This is a genomic window from Labrys sp. ALF-8 (assembly GCF_059699065.1).
On sequence record NZ_AP048542.1, the window covers coordinates 40,586 to 53,918 of the forward strand.

Sequence of the window (13,333 nt, forward strand, 5' to 3'; positions counted from 1 at the left end):
GCATGGACAACATGGTCATCGTCGGCTGCAAGCTCCCTCACGGACTCGTTCTCCAGCACCAGCAGAAGATCACCTTGCAGGAGCCGGTTATGGGCGGCGGAACGCGGAAGGTCGATCGCTGGGACAAGGTCGGTCCAGCCGTCTCTCTCAAAGGCTGGGCGCATCCTGCTGACAAGGCGCCCACCACCCTGCTCGTCAATGGCTTCGCGGTGACAAGGGTCGACGCCGAGTTCATGGCGAAATGGATGGAGCAGAACAAGGACCATCCGGCCGTCCTGTCGGGCAACATCATCGTGGTCGACACGGTTGATACCATCAAGGTGGAGACCGCTGGACGCGAAAAGGAACGCGTCGGCTTCGAGCCCCACGATCCGGAGAACCCGACCCCGGAGTTCAATAGGCGCATCGAGAAGGCGGCCTGATCGGCCGACAACAGACATGGCGGACCAGGTCCCATTTGACTACGCGGCCTGGTCCGCTGCCTATCCGGAATTTTCGAACGTCACCGAAGCTCAGGTCAACGGGCGCATACTGCCCCTGGCTCAACAGGCAATTGCGGGCTTTATCGGGTGCGTCAGCGACCCTCAGCAGCAGACGAATTTCCTTTGGCTGATGGTTGCCCACCTCTGCCAGCTCTCATTTGGCACCGCCACGTCGCCGTCGGCTGGCCTAGTCGGCCGGGTCTCCGGGGCGACAGAAGGCAGCGTTTCGGTCCAGCTTGATTTCACCGCGACGCAAAACCAGGCCTGGTATTCGCAGACCCAGTACGGCGCCCTGTTCTGGCAACTCGCCCGGCCGTATTGGCTCGGCGGGTTCAGCTTCCCGGCACCTCCGCCGACACCATACCCCTACCCCCGCTATTGAGGAGACCGCTCGATGGACATCGACGCGATGGATCGGAAGGTACGTGACCTTCTGATTGCAAACCAGAACATGGGTGCCCAGATCGAGGATCTGGAAACCCGCCTTGCCGCCCTTGAGAGCAAGGCCAGCACGTCGGTTCCCGTTCCGAGCGCTCCTGCGCCGAGCGCACCCGCGCCAGCCGCCACCCCGACGAATCCCTCGCCCACTGAAGTCAGCCCGCCGGCACCCAAGGCCGCCGAGCCGGCCGCGACGGAACCCGCCAAGGAACCTCCAAGGGAGGCAGATAAGCCCGCGCCAGCCGAGACCCAGCCGAACGATGCGGACGCGAAGACTGGCAACGACGCGGCCAAGACGGACGGCAAGTGATGGTGAAGGTCCGCGGGGGCGACAAGCTCGAGGCTGCCCTCGCACAGATCGCCCAGAACTTATCCAAGGCTTCGGCCGTCGACATCGGGTTTCTTGAGGACGCCACCTACCCAGATGGAACTCCTGTCGCAATGGTAGCGGCGATCCAGGAGTTCGGAGCGCCGGCTTCCAACATCCCGCCCCGACCCTTCTTTCGCGGCATGATCCAGGACAAGAGCCCGGAATGGCCGAAAGCCATTGCTGCTCAGCTCAAGGATACCGAATACGACGCCGAGAAGACGCTCGGACGTGTCGGAGAAGGCATCAAGGGCCAGTTGCAACAGGCGATCATCGATTACGACGCCGTGCCGCTCTCTCCCGTCACGATCGCCAAGAAGGGCAACGAGAAACAGCTCGTCGACTCCGGTCACATGCTGAACAGCGCCGACTACGTGGTGAAATCATGAATCTGCACGGTATCGTCGCCCCCGCGATCGGCATCGTCAATCCGTTCGTGGGGGCCACTGTCCGGCGATCGACGGGCTACGCCACGCAGGACGATGGCAACAGGGTTCCGACCTATACGGAATTCCAGATCAGAGCGCAGGTCCAGGCCCTGACCTATACCGATATCACCTTGCTTGATGCCCAAGGCATCCAGGGCGTCAGGCGAGCGATCTATCTCACCGGCAACGTCATGGGCATCGTTCGCGCCGATCAGCGCGGCGGCGATCTCATTGTCTTCCCGGCCGGCACGCTCCCGGAGGGGAATACCTGGTTGGCGTCCCTCGTCCTCGAGGCATGGCCGGACTGGTGCAAGGTCGCGATCACCCTGCAGAACGAATAGGATCTCAGCCCGTGCCATTGGCGCCTGTACCGACGCAGTCCAACATCTTCGTTGCGCTGCGCTCGTTCCTGCTGGCCGTCCTTCCCGCCGGGGTGGAAGTCGTTCAGGGTCAGGACAACAGGGTGCCGGAGCCGCAGGTCAACGACTACGTCCTGATGGTGCCGACGCTTCGAGCGCGTCTGTCAACCAACGTCCGGACGCCAAACGATGTCAGTTTCATCGGCTCGATTGACGGAACGGTGTTGACTGTCACCGCCATGCTCCTCGGCGAGATCGCGGTCGGACAGACGTTGTTCGGTCCAGGCGTCGCCATGGGAACCGCGATAGCCGCCTTGGGCACTGGCTCCGGCGGGTTAGGCACTTATATCGTCAGCCAGGCGCAGAGTTTGGCCTCCGGAAAGCTTGCGAGCGGGTCCGCTGTCCTGCTGCAGTCGACACAGGTCACGATCCAGTTGGACGTGCACGGTCCGAACAGCGGCGACAATGCCCAGACGATCACGACGATGTTTCGCGATCCCTATGGCGTCGACCTCTTCGCGGCAACGGGCTTCGACATCGCCCCGCTCTACACCAGTGATCCGCGGCAAATGCCGTTCGTCAACGCCGAGCAGCAATACGAATGGCGCTGGATCATCGACGCCGTTCTCCAGGTCAATGCGACCGTGACGGTGCCGCAGCAGTTCGCCGACGAGCTCAGGCTCAACAGCATCCACCACATCGACGCCGACGCCACCCCCTGAGGAAACATAGACATGGCTACGATTCCCGCCTCACAGCTTGTGAGCGTGATCCCGAACGTGCTGAACGCGGGTGGCAGCGCCCTCGTCATGAACGGCATCCTGCTGACGAACAGTTCTCGCGTACCTGTCGGGGCGGTCCTGTCGTTTCCCAACGATGGTGTTTCCGTCGCCAGCTACTTCGGCCCCTCCTCCCAGGAAGCCCGAGTCGCGGCGATCTATTTCAACGGCTTCAACAACTCGACCAAGAAGCCGGCGACCATCCTGTTCACGCAGTACAACTCGGCGGCAGCCAAGGGTTATCTGCGCGGCGGACCGGTCAACAAGCTCTCTCTGTTGCAGTTGCAGGGGCTGTCCGGCGCCTTGTCGGTCGCGATTGACGGCTATGTACGATCGGCCGCGAACATCGATCTTGCGACCGCCACCAGCTTCAGCGCTGCGGCTGCGATCATCGAGCAGGATCTCAACGCGAGTCCGGCTACGCTGGCGACCGTTACGGGATCGATTGCCGCGCAGACCGCTGCCTTCTCCGGCACGATCGCCGGCAACGTGCTCAGCGTCAACGCCGTGACCTCCGGCAATATCGTCCCCGGAGCGATCCTGGCGGGCGCCGGCGTGATCAACGGGACCCAGATCACCTCCCAGATCAGCGGCACGCCGGGCGGTGTGGGCGACTACGCCGTGTCAGTCGCTCAGTCGGTCTCGAATGTGGCCTTCACGGCGACCTATGGTCTCCTGACCGTCACCGCCGTAGCATCGGGCACGGTCTCTATTGGTCAGGTCCTGTCTGGCACAGGGGTAACGGCCGGCACGATAATCACCGGGCTCGGTACCGGCGAAGGCCTCCTCGGGACCTACTACGTCCAGACCTCCCAGACCGCAGCGAGCGGCACCATCACCGCAGAGCCCGCCCCGATCGATGTCAGCTTCGACTCCGTGTCCGGCGGCTTCGTCATCACTTCTGGTGTCGCCGGCTGGGCTTCTGGTGCCGCGTTTGCGACAGGGTCGATCGCCAGCCAGATCTTCCTCACTGAAGCAACGGGCGCGATCCTGTCGCAGGGGGCGGATGCCGCTTCTCCGAACGCCTTCATGACCGCTCTCACCCAGGTCACCCAGAACTGGGCGACCTTCATGACGATGTTCGATCCCGACGGCGGGAACGGGAATGCCCAGAAGCTTGCCTTCGCTGGTTGGACCAACAACCAGAACAAGCGGTACTGCTACGTCGCCTGGGATACGGATATCACGCCGACCCAGAGCGACGATGCCGCGTCGAGCTTCGGCAACATCATCCAGTCGCAGGCGCTCAACGGCACCGCGGCGATCTGGGACAACAACGACGGTGCCGGCCTTGCCGCCTTCGTCTGCGGCACCACGGCCTCGATCAACTTCGATGCGGCCAACGGGCGGATAACCTTCGCCTATCGCGGACAGGACGGCCTTGTCGCCGCGGTCACCAGCGCCACGGTTGCGAACAACCTGATCGCGAACGGCTACAACTTCTATGGCGCCTACGCGACGGCAAACCAGCAGTTCCTGCTCTTCCAGGAAGGTACGGTCTCCGGCGAATTCCAGTGGCTGGACAGCTTCATCAACCAGATCTGGCTGAACAATGAACTGCAGCTCGCCCTGATGCAGCTGGAAGTCAACGTCAACTCGATCCCCTATACCGCGCCTGGCTACGACCTGGTGAAGGCGGCTTGCGCCGACCCGATCAACGCGGGCCTGAACTTCGGGGCAATCCGGGCTGGCGTGACGCTTTCCAGCGCGCAGAAGGCGGAGATCAACAACACCGCCGGCGCGACCGGGATCGACGTCGCCGCCGTCGTGAGTGCCCAGGGGTGGTATCTGCAAGTGGTGGATGCCGCCCCGCAGACCAGGCAGGCGCGCCAGTCTCCTCCTATCAACTTCTGGTACGCCGACGGCGAGAGCATCCAGAAGATCACGCTGAACAGCACGCTGGTCCAGTAAGCGGCAAATCCAAGACTTCGGAGAAACCTCAATGGCTACGCTTACCGGCGCGAGCGCGATCATCACGCTCACGATCCCGAACCTGTTCAACGCGCCGATCCAGTTGCAAGGGTTCGCCGCGGACGACGTCTACGATGCCGACCAGCAGGAAATCGTCGAAACCCAGATGGGCGTTGATGGAAAACTGTCGGGCGGCTTCGTCTGGGTCGCGGTGCGGCAGACTTTCAGTCTCCAGGCGGACTCGGACTCGAACCAATTGTTCGAGACCTGGGCCGCCCAGCAGAAACAGGGTCTTGATGCCTACCCGGCCAACGGCACCACGAACGTTCGTGCCACCGGCCGGCGCTACACGATGACCAATGGCTTCCTGACTTCGTTCACGACGTTGCCCACGATCAAGAAGCTGATCACGCCCCGCAAATACACGGTGACCTGGGAGAAAATCCAGGCGTCGCCGAACTGATCGGAGATCTAGATGCGTAAGGAAATCGACATCAGGATCACCGACGAGGGCCGCGACAAGGACAAGGTCTTCCATATCCGGGAAATGCCGTCCTCTCAGGCCGAGAAATGGGCGATGCGGGCCTTGCTCGCTGTTGCCCGCTCCGGCGTCGATCTGCCGGAGGGCTTCGCCCAAGGTGGCATGCGCAATCTTGCCGTTGTCGGCATGCAGGCCCTGATGCGGATCAGCTTCGAGGACGCCGAGCCTCTTCTCGACGAGATGATGGGCTGCATTTCCATCAAACCGGATCCGAGAAACCCCGACGTGATCAGGTCTCTGATGGACGACGTCGACATCGAGGAGGTCGCGACCCGCTTCCGGCTGCGCCAGGAGGTGCTGACGCTCCACACGGGTTTTTCTTTCGGCGCGAAGAGCTCGGAATCGACCTCGCCAGCGCCGGGCCCGACATCATCCTCGCCGAGTACCGAAACCTCCCCGCCAGCATCGGTGCAGTTCTCTCGCTCTCCACCAACAAGACGGCCGCGCTGATCGACCTTCAGCAACACCTGTCGGTTGAGGACGTCTACGACATCCTCGAGGTGGCGACGATCGACGCGCACAATCGCAATCTGCTTGCGGAGGCCGAGAACGAGAACAAGGACTGACGCATGCCGACGCTGATTGATGCCTTCTATGTCGAGCTTGGCCTCGATCCGACGCAGTTTCGGAAGGGGCAGAAGGAGGCCACGGAATCCTTCAAGAAGACGAAGGAGGAGGTCACCAAGAGCGGCAAGGATATCGAACAATCCGCGCAGAAGGCTGCCGACAGCATCAAGAAGATCGCGATTGAGGCCCTCGCTCTGTTTGCCATCTTCACCGGCTCCCGGAGCATCGCCGATTTCGCAACCAGCCTGATCACCGCAGATGCGGCGCTGGGCCGCTTCAGCAAGACCGCCGGCCTCACCCCTCAGTATGTGGGGGCCTTCGAGAAGCTCGTCGGTTCGGTCGGTGGAACAGCGGAGGCAACGGCCCGGACCATCGCTGCTCTGTCGCAGGCTGTCACGGATTTCCGGGTCAACGGTACGAATTTCCCTCCGGAGTTCTGGCGCCTCCAAGCCGATGCCCAGATCGACATCCCGACTGATAAGGGCATGGTGGCCTATATCGACGGGCTGTCGGCCGCGCTCCAGAAACTCTACCAGCAGGATCCGCAGAAGGCGGCGCTCTATGCGAACGCCCTGCATATCGACAGCGGCACGCTGCAGTTGATGATCCAGTACGGCTCCCAGCTGTCCAAGGTCATCGATCTCAATAAGGACCTGGCGCCATCGGACGCCGACGTCAAGAACGCCCAGGAGTTTCAGAAGGCCTGGAACGAGTTCGCCAATGCGATCGGCAGCCTATTCCAGAAGGGGTTCCGAGAGGTCGAGCCGATCCTCGTCCGGATCGCGAAGGGAATGTCGGACTGGGTCGAGGCGAACAAAGGTTGGCTCAACCAGAAAGTCGACGAATACGCCACCGAGATCAAGGACGCCTTCGATGCGTTCATGAAGTGGATCTCGAGCGACGATGGCAAAGCCAGCCTGAAGCAGTTCGGCCAGACCGTCATGGATATTCTGGGCGCCATCGCCCAGATGGCAAAAATCGCCGACAACGCGATCAGGGCCGTCCAGGGCCAGAAGGTCGACAACGGCGACGGCACCACCAGCCGCCATATCACCGGGGCCGATATCCCGCAGTCCGGCAAAGGCAGCAGGGAAGACCCGTACGATTCCTACGAGCAGTCCAAGCCCGGCACGTATTACAAGGGCTTCATGGGCACGACCCTGCTCAATCACGACTGGGTCGAGGAACCGAAGACCGGGCGCGCCACTGGCGGCCCCGTCACGGGCGGCCAGGCCTACCTGGTTGGCGAGCATGGCCCGGAGCCGTTCATTCCGAACACGAGCGGCACCATTCTGCCGAACAGCGCTTTCGGATCAGATCTCGCGGTTGATGGTCGCAAGGTCGATCGGGGGAACCCGGTGCCGGTCACGCTCTCCGGCGATCATGGCGGCGGCGAGAACTGGCTCCAGACCCTTGGCCGATGGCTGGGAGTGGACAACGGAGGTGGCTCGGCCCCAGGTGCCGGCGGTTCTGGCGGCGGTGGTGGCTTCCTCAGTGCCGTCGGTGGCGCCGTCAAGACCATGTTTGGCGGCGGGAATGGCAGCTACAATCCGGTTCCTGGCAAGCCAGGCCAGTATCGGCCGGTCTACACCTTATCCGGCGCCGATCTGAGCGACGACGTCGTGAATATCATCGCGGGCGAGGCCACCTCATCTCAACAGAGCGTTGACGCTGTCATCAACAACATGTTCAACCGGCTTGGCACGAAGGGGTACGGACCCAGTGGAGACCTGCGTCAAGTCGCGTTGGCACCAGGTCAATACGCAGCAAGCCGATTCCGGAAGGCCGGGGCAGAGCGAGCGGCCTTCATCCGAGATCGTATTCGGGCCATTGCATCTGGCAGCGTTCCGGACATTACCAATGGCGCGAACGAATACCGCGCTGGCTGGTATAATGGGCCCTGGGGTCAACGACATCGAGATGCTCCGGTGATCGGAGGAAATCGATTTGCATATAATCCCAGGGTGGCGCGCGGTCCCTATGCACCGTACGAGCATCCCAATGTTGGCATGGCTGGCCAGGTTGGTGGAAGCGTCGCGGGCGCCAGGTTCTCCGCTCTCTACGGCGCAGGAGCCAGGACCGACAATCGTCGGTCATCGACCTCGTCAAGCCAAGTGCAGACCAACGTTACTGGCCCGATCACCATCCACACCAAGGCTACCGATAGCCCTGGTATCGCCGCGTCGTTGAAGGATGCCCTTCATCGCACGCTGACGGCTTCGGCCGCGAACTACGGTCCAGGATGATTTCAGATGGCATTCCCGGTCAATGTTCCCAACGTTCCGGGGGTGCCCTCTGTATCGTTCGCGAGCATCGTGAGCACGGGTCTTAGCTTGCTGTCCACCGATGGCGCGTCTGTCTTGCTCGGCCTCCTTGGATTCCAGCAATGGGGAATCTACCTTGCTGGAGCGCCGATTGTGCTCTGCGACAATGTCGTGTCGGTCGATTATCGGCAGCAGTGGAACCTCTCAGACTATCCGGTCGAGGAAGGCGCCTTCGAAACCTATGACAAGGTCTCGACGCCATTCGAGGCGCGCGTCAGATTTTCGGCGGGAGGCTCGGCCTCGAACCGAGAGGCGCTGCTCGCTTCCATCGCTGCTATCGCTGGCAATCTGCTTCTCTATGACGTCGTGACGCCGGAAACGGTACACTCGAGCTGCAATATCACGCACTACGATTACAGCCGAAGCGCAGAGCGCGGCGCCGGTCTTATCGTGATCGACGTCTGGCTCGAGGAAGTTCGTGTCACGGCCGGAATGTCGACGCAAGGCACGCAAGATCCTGGCGCATCGCCACAGGTCAACACGGGCCCGGTTCAGGCGACGACGCCGAGCGCGGCGCAGACGGCAAAAGCGCTACCATTTAATGACGGGAACAAGGTCTGATGCAGATCGTGCCGCTGCAGGCCGTCCCGAACCAGGCAGTGACGCTCCAGCTTGGTGGCCAGAATTGCCAGATCAACGTCTATACCAAGGCGGGCGATCTCTATCTCGACCTCTTCGTCGACAGCGTCCTGATCATCGGCGGGGTCATCTGCGAGAACCTGAACGCGATCGTGCGTTCCGCCTATCTCGCGTTCACGGGGGATCTCGCCTTTCTCGATAACCAGGGTAACAGCAATCCGACCTACGACGGCCTGGGGACCAGATACAGCCTGCTCTATCTGGAAGATGGTGATTTCGTTACTTGACGATTATTGCCCCACAGCATCCCGAAGTACGACATAAATAAAAGGGTAGGCGTCGCACGTTGCGGGCGTCGCATTAGGTAAACGTGATGAGCAATCCAATACATAAGAAACGGTCAAAGACTCGCATCTGTGACTTAACGAAGTGACAGTCTCGTAATTCGCCGCGTCGTTTCCTTCTTTGTAGACACTGCCAGTCCTAATAGCGTTATCAACGACGCAAATGGCAAGATCTTCTGTCGTAGAATTCATTCTCATCATTGGGTTGCTCTTTATAGCATCATGAGCCCTCAACGTCCTTTCGTCGGCCCCCACAGTAGCTTCCTGACTTGGAGCCGTCTCATCTGTAGCAGGTAGAGGGGTGACCGCCTCGTCGAGATCTTCGCCAATCTTCTGTAGGCCTGCATTACCGACGTTGAAATAAAACGTACCGTACGGTCCGTCGTCATCAATATGGCCAGTCGCTATAAGAAGATTACTCCGAACCTTGTATTTGTATTCGTGTTTCTTCCCCTTCTCGTATTCTCCCGGTTCGCCAGTCATAGTGGGTAGCAGATAGGTTGCACCTGTACGAAGGTTAATAACGCCTCCAGCACTGCAATTCGTCCCGCACCCCCATTCTGCGACAACAAACTCTGACGCAAAATTAGGTGCTTGTTTCGCTGCCTCTCGAAACCTCGTTCGAAAAGCATAGGTACCCTTGTCTTTGAAAACGGGTATTGCGTGCTGCCCCGTATAAGGAGTTCCAGCAGGATAACTCTGGAAGTCCCGAAAGGCTGCTAAAGCAGGCGCGTTTACAGCTAATATTAGAACAGCCGACAAAACGTACTTCATCAAAAAACCTCCCGGTTATTGGCAAGCTATGCACGGCGCTTAGGAAGTCAACAACGGCACAATTGGTCTTCACAAATGTCTTTCACGCAGAAGCTGATCAACGTCCAGTTCAACCTGGCGAAGGGTAGCTTCGGAAAGAACGGCGACAACACGGCCATGGTGTCTGGCCTGCGAGTTGCCTTCACGTGCGCCTATGTCGGTGGGTTCGAGCAGGGGCAGGCCCAGATTACGATATATGGACTGCCGTTAAGCCTGATGAACCAGCTCACGACCTTCGGCAAGCAGCAGAACCAAATGGGAAAAAACCATATCGCCGTGTTCGCCGGCGAGGATCCCAATAACATGTCGGTGGTTTTCGAGGGAAATATCCTCAGCGCCTTTGTCGACGGACAGGCCCAGCCTGACGTCGCCTTCCAGATCACCGCGACGCCGGGCAACTACCACGCGGTCACCCCGGCCACGCCAATCAGCGTCAAAGGCTCCGCCGACGCCGCGGGCCTGATGAAACAGATCGCCGGCAAGATGGGGCTGGGGTTCGAGAACGCCGGCGTCACCGCCAAGCTGTCGAATCCATATTTCGCCGGCTCGCTCTGGACGCAGGCCCAGCAGATCGCGGAGCACTGCGGATTCGACTGGACCGTCGACCGCAAAACGCTAGCGATCGTGCAGCCGGGTAAAAACCGCGATAGCCCAGAACTGTTGATCTCGCCCCAAACTGGAATGGTCGGGTACCCCGCCTTCTATTCCGGCGGCGTGATCGTGAAATCTTTGTTCAACCCCAACTTCAAGCACTATGGGCTCATCACGGTGCAGAGCGATCTGACGCCGGCATGCGGCAAGTGGAAGACGAAAAGCGTTGTTCTCGAGCTCGAATCCATGGTGCCCAATGGCAAATGGTTCATGACCTTTGAGACGACGCCAGCGGATGCGGGAGCCGGACCGGCATGACGGAACCACAGAGCTACTTCGGCCAGCAAGGTCTCGGCTCAGATACCTCTCACTCAAACGCAACGCGTTTTCTGATCAAGCAGGCCCTGGGTCAGGTTCGCACCACTGTGCCGGTCAAGATCATCGCCGTGCACGGAAGCGGCACGACGGGAGCCCCGGCTACTGTCGATGTTCAACCACTTGTCGATCAGATCGACGGCGTCGGTAACAAGACGCCTCACGGCGTAATCTATGGCGTCCCCTGCATGCGAACCCAGAGCGGGAAATCGGCCATTGTCATGGACCCTTCCGCGGGCGACATCGGCCTGATGTCGATCTCCGACAGGGATATGTCGGCGCTCAAGGCCAATCAGGGCAAGCAGTCCACACCAGGCTCCTTTCGTCGGCATGATTTGTCCGATGGCATCTATCTGGGTTCGATGTTGAACCCGGCGGCACCGAACAAGTACATCCATCTCAGTGGCGACGGCATATCGATGGCCGATGAGCACGGCAACAAGGCCTCATCGAGTGCCAGCGGCTGGAACTTCAACGGCATGACCGTAGACACCAGCGGCAACATCTCGACGCCTGGCACCATCACGGCCGGCGCCGGCGGTGGCGACAGCGTCACGCTGCAACATCACAGACACGCGGGTGGGCCCCCGCCTGATCCCGGGACATGATGAGGAATATCCCATGGCGTCGACACTCCTGTTGGACACCGTTACCTGGGATCTTTGCCTCGATACCTCCGGCAACATCGCAGTTGCCACCGAGCCCTACAGCCTGGCCCAGGACGCCGCGAGCGCAATCCGGTTGTTTCAGGGCGAGCTCTACTACGACACCAGCCTAGGTACTCCGTACTTTTCGGAGATCCTTGGGCATGCACCGCCGCTCTCGCTGGTGAAATCCTACTTCGTCCGCGCGGCGCTACGCGTTCCAGGCGTCGTGAAGGCTCAGGTTTTCATCGCTTCTTGGACCGATCGGGTTCTTTCAGGTCAGGTGCAGGTCTGGGACGCGAACGGCAATGTTTCCGCTGCAGGGTTCTGATCGAAAATGGCAATCCAGACTTCGGTTCCGACCCCGCAGTGGACGGATCAGGGCTTTGTCGTGCCCGCGACGGCCGACATCCTGGCCGGCGTCCAGGCGGACACCAACTCAGCGTTTGGCGGCGGCCTCAATCCTGCGCTCGACACACCTCAGGGACAGCTCGCCTCGAGCGAGACGGCGATCATCGACAACGTCTATGCGCTCTTCCTGAAATACACCCAACAGGTCGACCCGGCCTATTCGTCCGGGCGCATGCAGGACGCCATCGGTCGGATCTACTTCATCGAGCGGAATCCGGCGCTTCCGACGGTTGTACAGGCCGTTTGCAATGGGCTTGCGGGCGTGGTGATCCAGGTCGGGGCCATTGCGATCGCCGACGACGGTAACAAGTATATCTGCACCGAGCAGGGTACGATTCCATCCAGTGGCAGCATCACGTTGCCGTTCGAATGCGAGCTGTCCGGGCCGATCACTTGCGCCGCCGGCACTCTTAACCAGATCTACCAGGCAATCCCCGGCTGGGACTCGATCAACAATCCGGCCGACGGCGTCATCGGAAACGACGTCGAGAGCCGTTCCCAGTTCGAGGAGAGACGCGCTGCCTCGGTTGCGCTGAACTCGGCTGGCTCGCTTCCGTCCGTCCTCGGCGCTGTACTGAACGTTGCGGATGTCATCGACGCCTTTGTCACCGAGAACGACACCAACGACCTCCAGACGATCGGCGGCGTCAGCCTGTACCCGAACTCGATATACGTCGCCGCCGTCGGCGGGGATGCTCAGGCGATCGGCCAGGCGATCTGGTCGAGAAAGGCCCCAGGCTGCGCCTACAATGGCAACACCACTGTCACTGTGCTCGACAGGAGCACGGGCTATGTGCCGCCCTACCCGGCTTATGCCGTCTCGTTCCAGATCCCGAAGGCACTCCCGATCATCTTCGCGATCAACCTGACGAACAACCAGCTAGTGCCTGCAGACGCGGTCACTCAAATCCGGAATGCCATCGTCAGTGCCTTTGTCGGTGGTGATGGCGGATCACGCGCCAAGATCGGGACCAAGCTGCTGGCCAGTCGGTTCTATGCACCTCTGTTCGCCCTCGGGAACTGGGTCCAGATCATCTCAATCGAGATCGGATCAACGAATATCGCCTCAGCGGGCTTCACTGGAGACATCGCCGGAACGACCCTCACGGTTTCTGCGGTCTCATCCGGCGCGCTTGCTGTTGGACAGGCCCTGGTCGATGCGACTGGCGTGCTGGTGCCGGGCACGACGATCACCGCCCTCGGCACCGGAACGGGCGGGATCGGTACCTACATCGTCAGCAATACCCAGACGGTGCCCGTCGAACTGATGAAGTCAGTCCTTCCGGATCTCTTCGACGTCTCGGTCAACATCGACCAGGTGCCGACGATCGCCCCCGGCAATATCGCGGTCTCGCTTACGAGCTGATCCGAGCTCTCCAA

At 60.7% G+C, this 13,333-nt stretch carries 17 protein-coding genes; 16 read left to right on the forward strand and 1 reads right to left on the reverse strand.

Translation table 11 applies throughout. The features are described from left to right. Positions 1 to 2 precede the first annotated feature (2 nt). The 12 genes from AC6H34_RS33245 (at position 3) to AC6H34_RS33300 (ending at position 9,062) form a co-directional block, all read left to right on the forward strand. On the forward strand, positions 3 to 422 hold the full coding sequence (locus tag AC6H34_RS33245; protein WP_497541939.1) for a hypothetical protein: 420 nt from the start codon (positions 3 to 5) through the stop codon (positions 420 to 422). 16 nt (positions 423 to 438) lie between these two features. Continuing rightward, positions 439 to 864, forward strand: coding sequence for a DUF4054 domain-containing protein (locus tag AC6H34_RS33250; protein WP_497541940.1), 426 nt, complete (start codon positions 439 to 441; stop codon positions 862 to 864). Positions 865 to 876: 12 nt separating this feature from the next. Beyond that, positions 877 to 1,230, forward strand: coding sequence for a hypothetical protein (locus tag AC6H34_RS33255; RefSeq protein WP_497541941.1), 354 nt, complete (start codon positions 877 to 879; stop codon positions 1,228 to 1,230). Further along, positions 1,230 to 1,676, forward strand: coding sequence for a hypothetical protein (locus AC6H34_RS33260; protein WP_497541942.1), 447 nt, complete (start codon positions 1,230 to 1,232; stop codon positions 1,674 to 1,676). The genes AC6H34_RS33255 and AC6H34_RS33260 overlap by 1 nt, the downstream gene beginning before the upstream one ends. Continuing rightward, entirely contained in the window at positions 1,673 to 2,056 is a 384-nt protein-coding gene (locus tag AC6H34_RS33265; RefSeq protein WP_497541943.1) for a hypothetical protein, read from the forward strand. The genes AC6H34_RS33260 and AC6H34_RS33265 overlap by 4 nt, the downstream gene beginning before the upstream one ends. 11 nt (positions 2,057 to 2,067) lie before the next feature. Continuing rightward, a complete protein-coding gene (locus tag AC6H34_RS33270; protein ID WP_497541944.1) occupies positions 2,068 to 2,796 on the forward strand; it encodes a phage neck terminator protein in 729 nt (242 codons plus the stop codon). 12 nt (positions 2,797 to 2,808) lie between these two features. Next, complete coding sequence (locus AC6H34_RS33275; protein ID WP_497541945.1) at positions 2,809 to 4,764, forward strand: DUF3383 family protein; 1,956 nt, start codon at positions 2,809 to 2,811, stop codon at positions 4,762 to 4,764. 31 nt (positions 4,765 to 4,795) lie between these two features. Beyond that, positions 4,796 to 5,227, forward strand: a complete 432-nt coding sequence (locus AC6H34_RS33280) for a phage tail fiber protein (RefSeq protein WP_497541946.1) — start codon at positions 4,796 to 4,798, stop codon at positions 5,225 to 5,227. Between the two features lie 12 nt (positions 5,228 to 5,239). Further along, a complete protein-coding gene (locus tag AC6H34_RS33285; protein WP_497541947.1) occupies positions 5,240 to 5,755 on the forward strand; it encodes a hypothetical protein in 516 nt (171 codons plus the stop codon). A gap of 119 nt (positions 5,756 to 5,874) precedes the next feature. Then, entirely contained in the window at positions 5,875 to 8,118 is a 2,244-nt protein-coding gene (locus AC6H34_RS33290; RefSeq protein ID WP_497541948.1) for a hypothetical protein, read from the forward strand. 6 nt (positions 8,119 to 8,124) lie between these two features. After that, on the forward strand, positions 8,125 to 8,757 hold the full coding sequence (locus tag AC6H34_RS33295; RefSeq protein WP_497541949.1) for a hypothetical protein: 633 nt from the start codon (positions 8,125 to 8,127) through the stop codon (positions 8,755 to 8,757). Then, complete coding sequence (locus tag AC6H34_RS33300) at positions 8,757 to 9,062, forward strand: phage baseplate plug family protein (RefSeq protein WP_497541950.1); 306 nt, start codon at positions 8,757 to 8,759, stop codon at positions 9,060 to 9,062. The genes AC6H34_RS33295 and AC6H34_RS33300 overlap by 1 nt, the downstream gene beginning before the upstream one ends. Positions 9,063 to 9,065: 3 nt before the next feature. Here the strand turns inward: AC6H34_RS33300 and AC6H34_RS33305 are convergent, their stop codons facing one another. Further along, positions 9,066 to 9,893, reverse strand: coding sequence for a hypothetical protein (locus AC6H34_RS33305; protein ID WP_497541951.1), 828 nt, complete (start codon positions 9,891 to 9,893; stop codon positions 9,066 to 9,068). A gap of 75 nt (positions 9,894 to 9,968) precedes the next feature. On the opposite strand from AC6H34_RS33305, the gene AC6H34_RS33310 reads away from it, so the two are divergent. Genes AC6H34_RS33310 through AC6H34_RS33325 form a run of 4 tightly spaced genes read left to right on the forward strand, consistent with a single transcriptional unit; the run spans position 9,969 to position 13,319 of the window. Further along, the gene (locus AC6H34_RS33310; protein ID WP_497541952.1) at positions 9,969 to 10,841 is read left to right on the forward strand and encodes a baseplate hub protein; all 873 of its coding nucleotides are present in this window, start codon (positions 9,969 to 9,971) and stop codon (positions 10,839 to 10,841) included. Beyond that, entirely contained in the window at positions 10,838 to 11,506 is a 669-nt protein-coding gene (locus AC6H34_RS33315) for a Gp138 family membrane-puncturing spike protein (protein ID WP_497541953.1), read from the forward strand. The genes AC6H34_RS33310 and AC6H34_RS33315 overlap by 4 nt, the downstream gene beginning before the upstream one ends. A 13-nt stretch (positions 11,507 to 11,519) precedes the next feature. Continuing rightward, on the forward strand, positions 11,520 to 11,873 hold the full coding sequence (locus AC6H34_RS33320; RefSeq protein WP_497541954.1) for a contractile injection system sheath initiator: 354 nt from the start codon (positions 11,520 to 11,522) through the stop codon (positions 11,871 to 11,873). 6 nt (positions 11,874 to 11,879) lie between these two features. Next, entirely contained in the window at positions 11,880 to 13,319 is a 1,440-nt protein-coding gene (locus tag AC6H34_RS33325) for a baseplate J/gp47 family protein (protein ID WP_497541955.1), read from the forward strand. Positions 13,320 to 13,333 lie beyond the last annotated feature (14 nt).